The 15,955-nt window shown below is 72.0% G+C and carries 17 protein-coding genes; 11 read left to right on the top strand and 6 right to left on the bottom strand.

Annotated features, from left to right (window positions below):
• Window positions 1–7 precede the first annotated feature (7 nt).
• The 4 genes from CCR97_RS26105 to cysN are packed head-to-tail and all read left to right on the top strand — an operon-like array spanning window position 8 to window position 4,174.
• Window positions 8–721, top strand: a complete 714-nt coding sequence (locus CCR97_RS26105; protein WP_201160017.1) for a phosphoadenylyl-sulfate reductase — start codon at window positions 8–10, stop codon at window positions 719–721.
• 2 nt (window positions 722–723) lie between these two features.
• Window positions 724–1,242, top strand: coding sequence for a DUF934 domain-containing protein (locus tag CCR97_RS26100; RefSeq protein WP_111355459.1), 519 nt, complete (start codon window positions 724–726; stop codon window positions 1,240–1,242).
• A gap of 8 nt (window positions 1,243–1,250) precedes the next feature.
• Complete coding sequence (gene cysD / locus CCR97_RS26095) at window positions 1,251–2,228, top strand: sulfate adenylyltransferase subunit CysD (RefSeq protein ID WP_111355482.1); 978 nt, start codon at window positions 1,251–1,253, stop codon at window positions 2,226–2,228.
• Window positions 2,228–4,174, top strand: a complete 1,947-nt coding sequence (gene cysN, locus CCR97_RS26090; protein ID WP_111355458.1) for a sulfate adenylyltransferase subunit CysN — start codon at window positions 2,228–2,230, stop codon at window positions 4,172–4,174. The genes cysD and cysN overlap by 1 nt, the downstream gene beginning before the upstream one ends.
• A 240-nt stretch (window positions 4,175–4,414) precedes the next feature.
• Here the strand turns inward: cysN and CCR97_RS26085 are convergent, their stop codons facing one another.
• Window positions 4,415–4,783: a hypothetical protein gene (locus CCR97_RS26085; protein ID WP_170145681.1), complete on the bottom strand. Its 369-nt coding sequence runs from the start codon at window positions 4,781–4,783 to the stop codon at window positions 4,415–4,417.
• A 299-nt stretch (window positions 4,784–5,082) separates the two neighbouring features.
• On the opposite strand from CCR97_RS26085, the gene CCR97_RS26080 reads away from it, so the two are divergent.
• On the top strand, window positions 5,083–5,331 hold the full coding sequence (locus CCR97_RS26080) for a hypothetical protein (protein ID WP_111355456.1): 249 nt from the start codon (window positions 5,083–5,085) through the stop codon (window positions 5,329–5,331).
• 205 nt (window positions 5,332–5,536) lie between these two features.
• On the top strand, window positions 5,537–5,863 hold the full coding sequence (locus CCR97_RS26075; protein WP_244670673.1) for a hypothetical protein: 327 nt from the start codon (window positions 5,537–5,539) through the stop codon (window positions 5,861–5,863).
• 80 nt (window positions 5,864–5,943) lie between these two features.
• On the opposite strand, the gene CCR97_RS26070 is transcribed toward CCR97_RS26075, so the two are convergent.
• From CCR97_RS26070 to CCR97_RS26060, 3 genes are all read right to left on the bottom strand, one after another.
• Window positions 5,944–8,520 carry an autotransporter outer membrane beta-barrel domain-containing protein gene (locus CCR97_RS26070; RefSeq protein ID WP_111355455.1) on the bottom strand — a complete coding sequence of 859 codons (2,577 nt, stop codon included), beginning with the start codon at window positions 8,518–8,520 and terminating at the stop codon, window positions 5,944–5,946.
• 248 nt (window positions 8,521–8,768) lie between these two features.
• Window positions 8,769–9,494, bottom strand: coding sequence for a putative quinol monooxygenase (locus CCR97_RS26065; RefSeq protein ID WP_201160016.1), 726 nt, complete (start codon window positions 9,492–9,494; stop codon window positions 8,769–8,771).
• Window positions 9,495–9,630: 136 nt separating this feature from the next.
• The gene (locus tag CCR97_RS26060; RefSeq protein ID WP_111359332.1) at window positions 9,631–10,650 is read right to left on the bottom strand and encodes an alpha/beta hydrolase; all 1,020 of its coding nucleotides are present in this window, start codon (window positions 10,648–10,650) and stop codon (window positions 9,631–9,633) included.
• Between the two features lie 89 nt (window positions 10,651–10,739).
• Here CCR97_RS26060 and CCR97_RS26055 point away from each other — a divergent pair, with 89 nt between their 5' ends.
• The 3 genes from CCR97_RS26055 (at window position 10,740) to CCR97_RS32405 (ending at window position 11,435) form a co-directional block, all read left to right on the top strand.
• A complete protein-coding gene (locus CCR97_RS26055; RefSeq protein ID WP_111359331.1) occupies window positions 10,740–10,997 on the top strand; it encodes a type II toxin-antitoxin system Phd/YefM family antitoxin in 258 nt (85 codons plus the stop codon).
• Window positions 10,998–11,138 (top strand): hypothetical protein, encoded by a 141-nt coding sequence (locus CCR97_RS32410; protein ID WP_338049140.1) that lies wholly within the window; start codon window positions 10,998–11,000, stop codon window positions 11,136–11,138.
• A 117-nt stretch (window positions 11,139–11,255) separates the two neighbouring features.
• Window positions 11,256–11,435, top strand: coding sequence for a hypothetical protein (locus CCR97_RS32405; RefSeq protein WP_338049139.1), 180 nt, complete (start codon window positions 11,256–11,258; stop codon window positions 11,433–11,435).
• An 8-nt stretch (window positions 11,436–11,443) separates the two neighbouring features.
• Here CCR97_RS32405 and CCR97_RS26045 read toward each other — a convergent pair whose 3' ends face one another.
• Window positions 11,444–12,631, bottom strand: a complete 1,188-nt coding sequence (locus tag CCR97_RS26045; protein WP_111359330.1) for a pyridoxal phosphate-dependent aminotransferase — start codon at window positions 12,629–12,631, stop codon at window positions 11,444–11,446.
• Window positions 12,632–12,845: 214 nt separating this feature from the next.
• On the opposite strand from CCR97_RS26045, the gene CCR97_RS26040 reads away from it, so the two are divergent.
• Together CCR97_RS26040 and CCR97_RS26035 are read left to right on the top strand one after the other, a co-directional pair.
• Complete coding sequence (locus CCR97_RS26040; protein WP_111359329.1) at window positions 12,846–14,276, top strand: M48 family metalloprotease; 1,431 nt, start codon at window positions 12,846–12,848, stop codon at window positions 14,274–14,276.
• A 19-nt stretch (window positions 14,277–14,295) separates the two neighbouring features.
• The gene (locus tag CCR97_RS26035) at window positions 14,296–15,075 is read left to right on the top strand and encodes a DsbA family protein (RefSeq protein ID WP_111359328.1); all 780 of its coding nucleotides are present in this window, start codon (window positions 14,296–14,298) and stop codon (window positions 15,073–15,075) included.
• Between the two features lie 224 nt (window positions 15,076–15,299).
• On the opposite strand, the gene CCR97_RS26030 is transcribed toward CCR97_RS26035, so the two are convergent.
• The coding region (locus CCR97_RS26030; RefSeq protein ID WP_201160015.1) for a nucleotide sugar dehydrogenase at window positions 15,300–15,955 on the bottom strand (656 nt) is incomplete at its 5' end.

The raw sequence follows: 15,955 nt of genomic DNA, 5'->3' as shown, positions 1-15,955 counted from the left end.
GTCGGGGGTGGGGGGCAGCAGCGCCGCCGAAAGCCTCGCCGCCGCGTGGGCCAGTGCCATGCCCCAGGCGATCGTCCACGCGGCGCTGCAAGAGTTCGCCGGCCGCATCGCGCTCGTCTCGTCCTTCGGGGCGGACGCGGCCGTGCTGCTGCACATGGTCGCGCAGGTCGATTCTTCGACGCCGGTGGTGTTCGTCGACACGCTGCGGCTGTTTCCGGAGACGCTTCGCTATCGCGACACGCTGGTGGCGCGGCTCGGGCTGACCGACGTGCGCATCGTGAGACCGGACGCCCAGCAGATCATGCGGTTCGACCCCGATCTGTCTCTCGCGGAGACTGATCCCGACGCCTGCTGCGCCTTTCGAAAAGTCGCGCCGTTCGAGCAGGCGATCGCGCCCTTCGCGGCGTGGCTCAACGGCCGGCGTCGCGACCAGGGCGCCAGCCGCGCGGCGATCGCCACGGCCGAGTGGGATGGCGCGCGCCTGAAGATCAATCCGCTCGCCGCGTGGACCGCGGCCGACGCCGCCGCCTATCGCCGCGCCCACGATCTGCCCGAGCATCCACTCGCCGCGCAGGGCTACCCGTCGATCGGCTGCGTGCCGTGCACGTCACCGGTCGATGCCGGCGAGGATGGCCGCGCCGGCCGTTGGCGCGGTTCTGAAAAGACCGAATGCGGACTGCACATGCGGCGCGCCGGCGCCACCGCAAGCACGGACTCCTGATCATGCCACTGTTCCGAAATGGCCGCTTCGTCGACGACGACTGGCAAATCCCGGTCGACGACGGCCCGCTGCCGGCGACCGGCAAGATCGCATTGCCGAAGGCCCAGTACCTGGCCGAGCGGGAAACGCTAGGGCGGCGCAACGACGCGATCGGCGTCGTGCTGACGGCCGGCGACACGCTCGACGAGATCGTCGCGGACCTACCGCGCCTCGCCCTCGTCGTGATCAGGTTCCCCAAATACACGGACGGCCGTCCCTACTCGCTCGCGCGCCTGCTGCGCGACCGGCATGGCTTCGCCGGCGAAATCCGCGCGACCGGCGACGTCCTGCGCGACCAGATCGCGCTGATGCTGCGCGCCGGCTTCGACGCCTTCGACGTCACCCATCCCGGCACGATCGAGGCCTTGCGCGAGAAGCGCATCGTCGCGGTCCGCCGTCATTATCAGCCCGCCTCGGCCGAGGCGTCCGAAACAAGGCCGGACGACCGCCCGTGGCGGCGCGTCTCCGCCGCGTTCTCCTGAGGGTCGCCATGCGTGCCGCCGAAAGCCTCGCCGAACGCCGTCCCGAGCCGCCCACGGCGGAGCGGCCCCCGGCAACGGAGCCGCGCTCACGCCTCTCGCCGCATCTGAAAAAGCTCGAGGCCGAGGCGATCTTCATCATGCGCGAGGTGGCGGCCGAGTTCCGCAACCCGGTGATGCTCTACTCGGTCGGCAAGGACTCCTCGGTGATGCTGCACATCGCCCGCAAGGCGTTCTTCCCCGGCCGGCCGCCCTTCCCGCTCCTGCACATCGCCTCGGGCTGGGATTTTCGCGACGTCATCATCCATCGCGACCGCATGGCCGCGACCTACGGGCTCGATCTCCTGGTCCACACCAACGCCGAGGCGGCCGCCGCCGGCGTGAATCCCTTCGACACCGAGACGGGCGAGTACTCGCGCCTGATGCTGACCGAGGCGCTGAAGACCGCGCTCGACGCGCACGGCTTCGACGCCGCCTTCGGCGGGGCGCGACGCGACGAGGAGAAGGCGCGCGCCAAGGAGCGCATCTTCTCGCACCGGCGGGGCCATGTCTGGGATCCGCGCAACCAGCGGCCCGAGCTGTGGCGGCTGTTCAACACGCGGCTCGCGCCGGGCGACTCGATGCGGGTGTTCCCGCTCTCCAACTGGACCGAGCTCGACGTATGGGACTACATCCGCGCCGAGAGCATCCCGATCGTGCCGCTCTATCTCGCCGCGGAGCGCAGCGTGGTGGTGCGCGACGGCGCACTCCTGGTCGTCGACGACGAGCGGATGCGCTGGCGGCCGGACGAGCGGCTCGAGACGCGCCGGGTGCGCTTCCGCACGCTCGGCTGCTGGCCGCTGACCGGCGCGGTCGAGTCGGACGCCGCCGATCTGGACGGCATCATCGCCGAGATCGTCGGATCACGCGTCTCCGAGCGCAACGGCCGGCTGGTCGACAGCGCCGTGCAGGCCTCGATGGAAGCCAAGAAGCGCGAGGGATACTTCTGATGCCGACCGCTCTCCGATCCGCCGTGGCGGCGGTGCCCGCCGTCGCGGCTCCTGCCGGCGAGACCCTTCCCGTTCGGGCGCGCGGCGCGCTGCGCTTAATCACCTGCGGCTCGGTCGACGACGGCAAGTCGACGCTGATCGGCCGCCTGCTGCACGAGGCGCAGGGCATCCTCGACGATCAGCTCGCCACGGTGACGCGCGACAGCCGCCGCTTCGGCACCACGGGCGAGGACGTCGACTTCGCGCTGCTGCTCGACGGGCTGGAGGCGGAGCGCGAGCAGGGCATCACGATCGACGTCGCGTACCGGTTCTTCTCGACCGGGCGGCGCGCCTTCGTGGTCGCCGACACGCCCGGGCACGCGCAGTACACGCGCAACATGGCGACCGGCGCCTCGACCTCGGATCTCGCCGTGCTGCTGGTCGACGCGCGCAAGGGCCTTCTGGAGCAGACCCGGCGGCACGCCGCCATCGTGTCGCTGCTCGGCATCCGCCACGTCGTGCTCGCGATCAACAAGATGGATCTGGTCGGCTGGTCGCAGCTCCGCTTCGCCGAGCTGGTGGCGGGTTTCCGCGACTTCGCGGCGCCGCTCGGCTTCCGCGTGGTGACGCCGATCCCGCTGTCGGCGCGCTTCGGCGACAATGTCGTGCGGCCGAGCGCGAACGCCCCCTGGTTCGACGGCCCGACGCTGCTCGATCATCTCGAGACGATCCCGATCGCCGACGAGACCGAGGCCGATCTCCGCTTCCCCGTGCAGTGGGTGAGCCGGCCGAACGCCGACTTTCGCGGCGCCGCGGGCACGGTCGCGAGCGGCCGCATCGCGGTCGGCGACCCGCTCGTCGTCGCCGCCTCGGGCCGGACGACACGCGTCGCCCGCATCGTCACCATGGACGGCGATCGCGACGTCGCGAGCGCCGGCGACGCCGTGACGCTCACCTTCACGGACGAGATCGACATCGGCCGCGGCGACGTGCTGGTGCCGCCGCGGGCGCGGCCCACCGTGACGCGCCGCTTCGCCGCCGATCTCGTGTGGATGACCGACGAGGAGATCGAGGCGGGCCACAACTATCGCCTCAAGATCGGCACCGCGACTGTCGCGGCGACCATCACGCGCATCGCCGACCGGCTCGATCTCGCGAGCCTCGACCGGGTGCCGGCCGATCGCCTCGCGCTCAACGCCATCGGCCGCGTGCATGTCGAGACCGCCGTGCCGGTGGCGATCGATCCCTATGCCGAGAACCGCTCGACCGGCGCCTTCATCCTGATCGACCGCGCGACGCACGCGACCGCCGCGGCCGGCCTCGTGGCGGGGCCGCTCGGCGCGGCGCGCGACGTGCATGTCCATGCGGGCGCCGTGCAGCCGTCGCTGCGCGCCTTCGTCAAGGCGCAGCGCCCGCTCGCCGTGTGGCTCACCGGCCTGCCCGGCTCGGGCAAGTCGACCATCGCGGATCTGGTGGAGCGCCGCCTCGTCGCGCTCGGCCATCACACCATGCTGCTCGACGGCGACAATGTCCGCCAGGGCCTCAACGTCGATCTCGGCTTCGACGCGGCGTCGCGGGCCGAGAACGTTCGGCGCGTCGGGGAGGTCGCGAAGCTGATGACCGACGCCGGGCTGATCGTGCTGGTGTCGCTGGTGTCGCCGTTCCGCGCCGACCGCGACAAGGTGGCGGCCCTGTTCGGGCCCGATCGGTTCCTGGAGGTGTTCGTCGACGCGAGCCCGGAGACGTGCCGGCTGCGCGATCCCAAGGGCCTCTACGCCAAGGCGGATGCCGGCCGGATCGTCAACTTCACCGGCCGCGACCAGCCCTACGAGCCGCCGCTCGCGCCGGGCCTGGTGCTGCCGACCGACGAGATCGCCCCGGAGATCGCGGCCGAGCGCCTCGTCCAGGCGATCCTCGATCGCGTCCGGCCGCAGCCGACCAGCGCGCTCGACGGCGCCCAGTTGTGACGACGAGCACGGGCACGGCAAGAGACGAAACGACTCTCCCGGTGCTCGGCCTCGTGCCCCGGACAAGGCGCGGCAGGCCGCAGGCCTGATGCGCCGCAGAGCCGGGGCCCAGCGGCGGCACGACGAGCAGCACGGGATGCACAGCGCCTGATCGCCCCTGGGTCCCGGATCGCGGCGCAGCGCGCCGTGCCCGGGACACGAGGCCGAGGAGCAACATGTCTCCAGATCGGCCGACGGCCCTCAGAACACCGGCACGGCTTCGATGCGCAGGCTGGCGGCTGGCACCGAGACAGGCAGGCCGGCCGCGGCGAGGTGACGGTGCAAGTCGGCGGCGATGTCGTCGAGCGACGCGCCGGGGCGCGGGCCCGCGAAGGAGGCGAGCCGCGGATCGGCGGACTCCAGCCAATCGAGGCGCCATTGCGCGCCGTCGTGGCGCAGCGTGCCCTGAAGGTCGCTGTTCCACGAGATCATCCAGATCCCGAGCGTCCAGTCGCGCACGAAGCCGACGGACAGGGACTTGAGCGAGCGACCAAGCCCCGAGAGGCCGCGCGCGATGCGGGTCGGGACGTCGAGAAGCGGGGCGAGGCTCGCGGTCATGGCGACGAGCATGCGGCACGCCTGCCGGCGCGACAACGCGAACGCCTTCGTTATTTGCTGCTTCGGCGGAGAAGCCGGTCACTGCCCACGCCGACGGAAGAGAAAATTCCACGAGCCGCGGCGCGGCGCGCGCCTGCGGCACGGTCGAAACCCGGCCTCGGCTCCGCCTCGCGCCGAGGGGCGCCACCGATCTCGGGCTGGAACCATACTCCGGCGATCGCGCGCCGACGGCGACCCTGGCCAGTCGGGGCGGTCGTTGGCCGGAACCGCGGGCGCCCGCCCCGATTGACGATCGGAGAGCGGAGGCTGCCATGATCCCAGACCCCGATGCGACCTCGCCCAAGACGATCCCGGACGAGACCACCCACGCCGGCTACGTGATCGCGCCGTTCGAGCGGGCCCCCGGGCTGTGGCGCGCCGTGGTGCGGCGCGCCGATGCGGCCGCGGCGACGACGGCGAGCGCCGATCTCGACGCCTTCACGACCTCGGCCGACGCGCCCTCGCGCGACGATGCCATCGGGCTCGCGAAGGCCGCGATCGACGCCGGAATGGCGTGCTGAACGGCCCTGCCGCGCCGGCCTGGCGGGCCGTGCAAAATCCGCCTGAAACGCCGCGATCTCGCCCGCTATCTGACTGATTATTCATCGAATATTTTGGTTCGCGAGACGAACCTGAACGCTCCCTGCACGCCCCAATGGTCGAAGCCCCTGCAAGACACGCCGTCTCCGGGGCGAATGCCCGAAACCCCGACCAGAGGAGCGTGCCATGACACTCTTTGCGACCCTCGTCCCGACCACCCGCCTCCTGAAGACCCTCGTGATCACCGGCGCCCTCGTCGCCACCGCCTCGGCCGCGATGGCCGGCCCGATCGACGACCGCCAGGCCCGCCAGGGTCAGCGCATCTTCCAGGGCGTGCAGAGCGGCCAGCTGACCTATGGCGAGACCGCCCAGCTCCTGCAGAAGCAGCAGCAGATCCAGGCGATGAAGATGCAGGCCCGCTCCGACGGCTTCGTCGACCCGTGGGAGCGGGCCCGGATCAACGCGGCGCAGAACTGGCAGTCGTTGAACATCTGGGTGAAGAAGCACAACTGATCACGTCCGCGATCGGCATCGCGCCGCCCCGCCGCGAATGGCGGGGCCGGCCAGGTCCACGTGATCGAGGCCCTTCGTGATCAGAACCGCCAGGCGAAGCGGCCTTTGACGCCGTGATCCTTCACCGCGGCGCCGATCTGCCCCGCATAGGCGGCGCCGATGCTGACGGCCGGCGACAGGATGACATCGACACCGGCCTCGGCCAGCAACGCGTCGCGCGCGATCGGCACCCGCGTCACGCTGAACCCGGCGCCGGTCGCCTGGAAGGCGAGGTCGAGATCAGGTGTCACGTCTCCGAGCGCGTGCTGCCAGCCCACTGTCGCGCGCGGCACCAGGATCGTGGCACCGAGCGGAATCAGGGTCGCGGCCCGCAGGCCGAGGGTCGTGTATCCGACCTCGACGGCATTCGCGCTCGCCCATAGCGCGGCGTCACCACCGGCCTCGCGGAACCCGGTGGTCGCCCATCGAACCCAGGCGGCGCCGACGAACGGCTCGACCGCGAGGGGACCGAAACCGAGCCCGTATCCGACCTCGCCGAACGCCTGGGCCGAGCCCGCCTGGTAGGACGCCTTGATCCGCTCGGACCAGCCCGCGAAGCGCGCGTCGCGGTCGGTGGCGATGCCGTGCACCGCGACGACCGCGCCGCCGCGCAGCGCCAGGGCGCCGGCGTGCCAGCCGCCATAGGCGGCGATCTGGCCGCTGTCGATGTCGGCGGTCCCCCGGCTGGTGGACGTGCGGGAGCCGGCATAGCCGGCGGCGAAGCCGAACCGGCCGGCGACCCCGAGGCGGGCGTCGACCCCGGTCAACACCCCGGCGGTGCGATGCGCCAATGCCGTGCCGTTGCCGTCGCCGTCGAAGCGGCCCCAGCTGCCGTAGCTCTGCGCCCAGTAGACGGGCCCGCGCCGGTCGACGGCGGCGCCGGGCGGTGACGCGGCATCGCGAGGCGGCGCGAAGGCGAGCGCCGACCTCGCGGCGTCGACATTGGCCTGCGCCGTCTGCGGCCCCCCGAGCGACAGGGCCCGGACGCCCGGCATGTCGGCCGCCGTGGCTTGGCGCAGCCGGCCCAGAATCGACGAGCGGACCTGCACGCTCTCGTCGATCAAGGCGCCCGCCGTGGCGGCATGGACCTCGCCGGAGAGCTGGTCGTAGGCCTCGCGCGCCTGGTCCTCGGTCAGCGACACCACCGCCTGCACCAGCCGGGCCGCGGCCGGGTTCGCCGACGGGCTCGTCGCCGGGCTCGCATCGAACGCGGTCGCGACGGCGTGCTGGTTCGGCGTGCGGGCCACCCGCGCGAAGGCGACGGCGTTGCGGGTCAGGCTGAGGCCGACATCGGCGGCGCCGTAGGTCAGGACCGGGGTCAGGAACGCGTAGGTGCTGGTGACGGCCGAGAACGTCCCGGTGATGCTCGCCGCGCTCAGGATCGTGGTCTGGGCAGCGGCCGTGCCTGCCGCACCGACCAACTGCAGGGTGCCGCCGAGGGCCGCGGCGCCGGTCACCACGACCTTGTCCGACTGGCCCGCGGTGTTCAGCTCGACCCGGTAGATCGATCCGGACCCGAACGTCAGAGTGCCGGCGACCGTGATGGCGCCGACCGAGTTGCCCGGCGCCAGCACGCCGCCCGCCTCGACGACGGTCGACGGCAGCACGCCGGTGCCGCCGAGCGTGCCGCCCGACTGGACCGTGACGCCGCTCGCCGTGTGGATGTCGCCGTCGACGGCGAGCAGGCCGCCGCTCACCATGACGGCCCCGGTGAACGCGCTGCCGGTGCCGGTCAGGGTCCAGGTCGAGCCGTCGATCTTCGACAGCGTGCCGAAGTTCTGAAACGTCTGGGTGGCGCCGCTGCCGAGCTGCGAGACGTCGAAGCTGCCGGTCCCGCTCGCCCCGCCGAGCCGCAGCGTATTTCCGCTGCCGCCGATCACGTTGCCGTAGATCGTCGACCCGGGTGCCAGGGTCAGCGTATTGCCGCCGCCCGTGAACTGGATCGCCGTGGCGGCGAAGATCGTTCCCGAGTTGTAGATCGACGTGCCGGCGCCGGGCATGATCGCGCCCCCCGAACCGCCGATCGTGGCGCCGGCGGCGTTGACGATGGTCGCCGCTCCGCCCGTGATGATGCCGCTCCAGCCGATGATCGAACCCGTGTTGACGAGGTCGAGCGTGCCACCCGTCTGGATGCCGAGGCCCGAGGCGGCGATGCGACCGGAATTGACGACCGTCGCCGCGCCGGTCGCGAGGATCCCGCCCCCGGCCGACGCGATCACGCCGCTGTTGGTCACGGTCAGGGAGTCGCCCCGAATGCCGGTGCTGGCGGCTCCACCGGTCCCGAGGATGTTGCCGGCGTTGTTGACGGTGGCACGCCCCGTGACGAAGACCCCGTCCTGACCGCCGCTGACGACCGCATCGGACCCCACCGTCAGCGTGGCGCCGGCGGCGAAGACGCCGAAGTCGGCGCCCGTGAGCGTATTGCCGGATCCGGCCGGCACCACGATCGTGAGGCCCGTCTCGGTCCCGGTCCCGTAGCCAGAAAAGCCGGCGCTGGTGCCCGGGGCGCCGCCGCCTTGATTGTTGGTGGTCCCGGTACAGACGGCGGTGACGCCACTCGCGGCCGCCGGCGTGCAGTCGGCACGGGCGGCCGTTACGCCGGCCAGCTCCAGGCCCACGGCGAGAGCAAGGGCGCTCGCGGTGCCGGTCGCCCAGCCGAGTCCGGCGCGGCACGCGGACTGTCGGCGGAGCCGAAGGGGCTCGATTATGAGCGGCCAGCGGATCGTGGTCCGGCCCCCTGGTGGTCCCGGTGATCACCGACAATCGACGATTATGGTTAGCATCCGGTGAACGCGGCTCTGGCGGAGGCCATGGGCCGCGTTCAGGGAGAACGCCGAGGCGGAGATCGACGCGGCCGCGGCCGCGATCACTCGACGGCGCGATAGAGCCGCTCGTCGTAGAGGCTGCCGCTGCGGGGCAGGAGGTCGGTGCGGAACTGCCTGGTCGCGGCCGCCGTCGTGTGGCCTTCCCACGCCTTCGGGTCGACCCACACCTCGACGAGCGTGAAATGGTTCGGCCGGCTCGCCTGGGTGAGCCCGTCGAAGCGAAGGTTGCCGGCGCTGCCGCGGCTGGCCTCGGCCAGCGTCTTCACCATCGCCTCGCCCTGCGTCCGCTCGGTCGGGATGAAGTCGACATGGGTGACGGCCCACAGGCCGCCGTCCGCCGACGGCTTCGCGTCGCCGACCGCATGCGGACGATGCGGCCGCTCGTCATACGGGGCGGCCGCGATGGCGGCGAGCTTGTCGCGCAGCGCCTTCACATCCGCCATCGCGGCATGGGCGGCGCGCGCCGCGTCGTCGGACCAGCGCTCCAGCAGGGCGAAGTGATGCGGATGCGTGGTGCGCTGCAGTGCCGTGACGCCGACGACGCCCGGATGCTTCAGCGCCGTCGCCTTCAGCTCCTTCACCAGGGCGAGCCCTTCGGCCGCCTTGTCGGGCGCCACCTCGATGTAGCTCACCACATACTCGCCCGTGACGGGCGCGGGCGCGGGCGCAGAGGCCGGTGGCGACGCGGGGGCCGGCGTCTGGGCCGACACGCCGAAGGCGGCGAGACCGGCCAGGGCCACGCCGAGCAGCATGGTTCGGATCGACATGAGTTCTCCTTGGAGAGCGTCACGACGGCCGGGCGCCGCGAACGGGCGCACGGTTCGGCGGACAGGCGTTTCCTCGTCCCCGGCGTCTGCTGCGCCGGTGGTCTTCGACGGCCGAAGGCTGCGCCGTTCGCGACGATCAGGCAAGCCCGGCGGCCGCCATGCCGGATCGCGTGGACGTGATCGCCCGCGGCTCGGTCGAGCAGGCGGCGACCAGGAACGCCGCCACGGCGGCGGCGTGCGGCCCGAGCGCATCGCGCAGGTCGTGATCGCCGTCGATCGCGAGAAGGGTCGCCTGCGTTCCGGCGGCGACGAGCCGCTCGGCGTCGGCGAACGGCACCGTCGTGTCGTGCCGGCCGTGCACCACGAGCACCGGGCAGCCGACCCGCCGGATCGTCGCGACCGGCGCGATGTCGGCGAAGCGCGCCCCGATGGTGCGCTCGACATGGCGCAGCAGGTACCACCCGATCACCGGATAGGGGATGCGGGCCCGCGCCAGCCAGCCCCGCATGATCTCGCCCGGATGGGCGAAGGCCGAGACGCTGACCACGGCCGTCACGGCCGGGTCCCGGCAGGCGGCGAGCAGCGCCGCGCCCGCCCCGACCGAGTGGCCGATCAGCGCGATCCTGTCGGCGGCGATCCCGGGCTGCGCGCGCAGGACGCCGAGGCCGGCCGCGATGTCCTCGGCGAAGCGCGGCATCGAGGCGAAGTCCTCGTCGTCGCTGCGGCCGTGGCAGCGCGCGTCGACGAGCAGCACGGCGAATCCGGCGGCGCGCAGTGGCGCGACCACGGGCAGCATCATGGCGGCGTTGGAGCCCCAGCCGTGCATCACCAGCACGGCCGGATGGAGCGGCGAAACGGCCACGTCGCACGGCGAGCCGGTGGCCGCATCGCCGGGGGCGTCGCCGGGAGCGTTCCCTTTGGCGTCAGGCGTCGGGTCGGGCGTCACGAGCCAAGCGAACAGGCGCTTGTCGCGCGGGCCTTCGATCGAAAGCTCCCGCACGCAGTCCGCCGGCAGGCCGAGATCGAGCGGCCCGCAGTCGTGCGGCACCCGCGGCGCCCGCAGGCCCCGCAACAGCGCCCGGTGCAGGATCCAGCGCAGCCCGAGGACGGCGACGACTGCCGCGGCAAGGCCGATCAGGAGGGGGCCGGACGACATCAACATGATCGACCGCGTAGCACGGGACGTGGTCGGACGCGCGATCCCGCGTTATAGTCATATCGACCCATTCCACGAGGTGACCGAGGATGATCCGGGTGTCCTCCAAGGACTTCGGCAGGGAGGTGGAGCGCTACGAGGACGTCGCGCTCCGTGAGCCCGTGGTCGTGACCCGCGACGGCCGGGATCGGACCGTGATGATCTCGGCAGATGAGTACCGTCGCCTGAAGCGGCGCGACCGCGAGGTGCTCGGCGTCGAGGATTTTTCCGATGCGGACGCCGAGGCGGTCCGCCTCGCCGCGCCGGCTGCGGACGCGGCGGCGTTCGACCACGAGGTCGAGACGTGAATGGATATCCCGAGACCCGTCTCGGGGCTCGTGATCCGCTATGCCTATCTGTGGCGTCGTGAGCATCTCGCCGGACGCGACGAGGGCGTGAAAGACCGGCCCTGCGCCGTCCTGCTCTCGGTGGTCGACATGGCTGGATAGACCCAAGTCGTCGTCCTGCCCATCACGCACCGACCGCCGGACGATCTCGCCCTGGCCGTCGCGATACCGGCCGCGACCAAGCGTCGGCTCGGTCTCGACGAGGAGCCGTCCTGGATCGTGATCGACGAGGCCAACCGGTTCACATGGCCCGGACCGGACCTGCGGCCCGCAGTCCGAGGCGATGGGGCGAGCATCGCCTTCGGCCATCTGCCCCGTGCGTTGTTCGAAACCGTCCGAGCGAAGTGGCTCGCCCTGCACGCGGCCCGCAAGACACGGTCGGTGCGGCGGACCGAGTGATCGCGCCCCTACCCCGTCCCTTTCAGCCAGCGCCCGATGCGGGCGACCGCCTCGATCATGTCGGCTTGCGAGCGGGCGTAGGAGAAGCGCACCCAGCGGTGGCCCTCGTCGGGGTCGAAGTCGAGCCCCGGGGTCGCGGCGACGCCGGCCTCTTCCAGGAGGGCGCGGGCGAAGGCGTGGCTGTCCGGCGTGAAGGCGGAGACGTCGGCATACAGGTAGAACGCGCCGTCGACCGGCAGGAAGCGGTCGAGGCCGCAGGCCGGCAGGCCGGTGGTGAGGATCTCGCGGTTGCGCGCATAGCCGGCCTTGACGGCCTCCATCTCGGCGCGCCCGTCGAACGCCGCCTCGGCGGCGACCTGCGACAGGGTCGGCACCGAGATGGCGAGGTTCTGGTGGAGCCGCTCCATCGGCCGCACCAGCGCGTCCGGCGCGACGATCCAGCCGACCCGCCACCCGGTCATGCAGAAGTACTTCGAGAACGAGTTGATCACCACGGTCTTGCGCGACGTCGTCAACGCCGTCGTCGCCGGGAAGGCGTAGTCGAGCCCGTGATAGATCTCGTCCGAGATCACCGCGATGCCGGCGTCCTCCGCGGTGGCGATCAGGGCGGCCAGCGCATCAGGCGTCATCATCGTTCCGGTCGGGTTCGCCGGCGAGGCGATCAGCACGGCCTTGAGCGGCGCCTCGCGATGGGCGGCGAGCAGCGCCTCCGGGGTCATCGCGTAGCGCGCCTCCGGCCCGGTGCGGATCAGCACCGGCACGCAGCCGAGCGCGGTGAGGATGTGGCGATAGGGCGGATAGGCCGGCACCGAGAGCGCCACCCGGTCGCCCGGCTCCAGCAGGGCCAGGAAGGCGAGCACGAAGGCGGCCGACGAGCCGGTGGTCACCAGCACGCTCGAAGGGTCCACGGCCTCGCCGTAGGTCTCGGCGTAATGGCGGGCGATGCGCTCGCGCAGGCTCGGGATGCCGAGGCTCTCGGTGTAGCCGAGCGCGGCGCCGCTGCCGGACAGCGCCGCGCGGGCGGCGGCGAGCGCGGTCGAGGGGGCCGGCGCCTCCGGCTGGCCGACCTCCATGTGGACGACGTGGCGGCCGGCCTGCTCCAGGCGGGCCGCGGCGGACATCACGTCCATGACCATGAAGGCGGGAACGTCGCTGCGCGCCGACGGCAGGCACAGGCGGGCGCGGTCGGATGTCATGAAAAGCCTCGGACGATTTCGGCGAATCGCATACGACGGCGGCGCGGAGGCGGCCTCGGATGCGATGTCTGATGGGTCGTGGTGGCACGGCCGGTGGCGCCGCGCTGTTGCCGCATTCTGCAGGTTGTTGGGCGCGACCGGGTCGCGTCACGGCCCGTTGTGGATCGCCCGGCCACCCGCGTATCCTGACGGTGGCGGCCAAGCACCGGTTCGAATGAGCGCAGCGAGCGACCCTGTCAAGCGCCGGCCCGGGTCCGAGCGCCGGCTGATCCTGCGGGCGCCCCGCGCCGTCGCGGCGGCGGTCGCCTGCGCGGTCGCCGCGACGACCATCCCGACCCCGGCGGCGGCTCAGCGCATGCCGCTGATCCGCGACGCCGAGATCGAGCAGGTGCTGCGCGACTACACGCGGCCGATCCTCAAGGCGGCCGGGCTCACCCAGCAGAACATCAAGGTCATCATCATCAACGACCGCGCCTTCAACGCGTTCGTGATGGACGGCCGCCGCATCTTCGTGAACGCCGGCGCCCTGATGGACTCGCAGACGCCGAACCAGATCATCGGCGTCCTGGCGCACGAGACCGGCCACATCGCCGGCGGCCATCTCGCCAAGCTGCGCACCGAGCTCTCCAACGCCAGCACCATCGCCATCATCACGATGCTGCTCGGCCTCGGCGCGGTCGCGGCCGGCGCCCGCTCGAGCCAGGTCGGCGGCAACCCGGCCGCCGTGGCGATCGCCGCGCCGTCGGCGATGATCCAGCGCTCGCTGCTCGCCTATCAGCGCCAGCACGAGGAGCAGGCCGACCGGGCCGGCGTCAAATTCCTCACCGAGACGGGCCAGTCGGCCCGCGGCATGGTCGAGACCTTCAAGCGCTTCTCCGACCAGCAGCTGTTCGCCGCGCAGGGCGCCGACCCCTACCTGATGTCGCATCCGATGCCGCGCGAGCGCATCGCCGCGCTCCAGGAGATCGGCCGCACCCAGTACTGGGACAAGAAGGACTCGCCGGAGCTGCAGCTCCGCCACGACATGATGCGGGCGAAGCTCTCCGGCTTCCTCGACCAGCCGGGCGTGGTGGCGCGCCGCTATCCGCTCTCCGACCAGAGCCTGCCGGCCCGCTACGCCCGCGCCATCTCGACCTACAAGCACAGCGACCTGCGCCAGGCGCTCGCCCAGATCGACGGGCTGATCCAGACGCAGCCCAACAATCCCTATTTCTACGAGCTGAAGGGCCAGGTGCTGCTCGAGTCGGGCCGGGCCGCCGAGGCGGTGGCGCCGCTGCGCCGCGCCGTTGCCGGCGCCCCGAACCCGCTGCTCATCCAGGTGATGCTCGCCCAGGCGCTGATCGCCACCAACGACAAGAAGGCGGCCGACGACGCCATCGCCTATCTGCGCCAGGCCCTCGTCGCCGATCCCGACATCGCCGACGGCTACGCCCAGCTCGCCAAGGCCTATGGCCAGAAGGGCGACATCGCCCAGGCCGACCTCGCCGCCGCCCAGGCCGCGATGGCCCGCGGCGACACCCGCACGGCCCGCCAGCTCGCCCTGCGGGCGAAGGAGCGCCTGCCGGTCGGCTCGCCCGGCTGGGTCAAGGCCGACGACATCGCCAGCTATCGCCCACCCACCGAGGCCGGCGGCCGACGCCAATAAACTCGAAAAGGATCTCCCGATGCCGTTCCGCCCCCTGCGTGCGCTCGCGATCGCCGCCGCTCTCCTGCCGGCGCTCGCCGCGCCGCTCGCCGCCCAAGGCTTCTCGGCACCGCAGCGCGGCGAGATCGAGCAGATCGTGCGCGACTATCTGCTCAAGAACCCGGAGCTCCTGCAGGAGGTGCTGGCCGAGCTGGAGAAGAAGCAGGCGGTCGCCGAGGCCGAGAAGGCCAAGCTCGCGGTGCAGAAGCACTCCGACGCGCTGTTCAACTCGCCCCGTCACGTCGTCGTCGGCAATCCGCAGGGCGACGTCACCCTGGTCGAGTTCTTCGACTACAACTGCGGCTACTGCAAGCGCGCGCTCAACGACCTCCAGGGGCTGATGCAGGCCGACCCCAAGCTGCGCGTCGTGCTCAAGGAGTTCCCGGTGCTGGGCGAGGGCTCGATCGAGGCGGCCCGGGTCGCGGCCGCGGTGCGCCTGCAGGACAAGTCGGGCAAGAAGTACTTCGACTTCCACCAGCGCCTCTTGAACGGCCGCGGCCAGGCCGACAAGGCGAAGGCACTCGCCGCTGCCAAGGAGGCCGGCCTCGACGTCGCCCGCATCGAGCGTGACATGGGCAGCGACGAGGTGCGCGCGAGCCTGGAGGAGAGCCTGCGGCTCGCCGAGGCGCTCGGCCTCAACGGCACGCCGAGCTACGTGATCGGTGCCGGCGCGAACGCCGACGTCGTGGTCGGCGCCGTCGGCCGCGGCGCCCTGCAGCAGAAGATCAATCTCACCCGCTGCGGCCAGGCGGCCTGCTGATCACGGCAGTCCCCTGCAGCGTGGGCAGGGCGCGGAGCGCCGTGCGTGCCCACGCGGAGCGTCCCAGACATGCCTCGTGTCCCGGGCGCGGCGCATCGCGCCGTGGCCCGGGACCCAGGGGCGATCAAACCAAGTGACGACCGTGCGGCCCCTGGGCCCCGGCTCTGCGGCGCATCAGGCCTGCGGCCTGACGCGCCTTGTCCGGGGCACGCGGCTTCGGCGATTCATCCCCGCGGGGCGGCGCGGCCGATGCTCGTATAGGCGAAGCCCGCCGCCGCCATCTCGTCCGCACGGTAGACGTTGCGCAGGTCGACCATCACGGGCTGGCGCATCGCGCTCTTGAGCCGCTCGAGGTCGAGGGCGCGGAACTGCTCCCACTCGGTGACGATGACCACCGCGTCGGCGCCCTGCGCACACTCGTAGGCGTTGGCGCAGAAGGTGACGAGGCCATCGAGGTCGCGCTTCGCCTGCTCCATGCCGGCCGGGTCGTAGGCCCGCACCTTGGCGCCCATGTCGTTGAACGCCGTCACCAGCGGGATCGACGGCGCGTCACGCATGTCGTCGGTGTTCGGCTTGAAGGTGAGGCCCAGCACCGCGATGGTCTTCTCGCGCACCGACCCGCCGAGCGCCGCCGCGACCTTGCGGGCCATCGCCCGCTTCCTCTGGTCGTTGACGGCCGCGACCGTCTCGACAATGCGCAGCGGTGTGCCGTTGTCCTGCGCGGTCTTGATCAGCGCCAGCGTGTCCTTCGGGAAGCACGAGCCGCCGTAGCCCGGCCCGGCATGCAGGAACTTCGAGCCGATGCGGTTGTCGAGGCCGATGCCGCGCGCCACCTCCTGCACGTCGCCGCCGACCTGCTCGCACAGATCCGCCAGCTCGT

Origin of the sequence: Rhodoplanes elegans, from assembly GCF_016653355.1 — a bacterium.
Classification (GTDB): Bacteria; Pseudomonadota; Alphaproteobacteria; order Rhizobiales; family Xanthobacteraceae; genus Rhodoplanes; species Rhodoplanes elegans.
The sequence above is the reverse complement of the archived record's forward strand: the minus strand, read 5'-3'. Positions and strand labels throughout refer to the sequence as shown.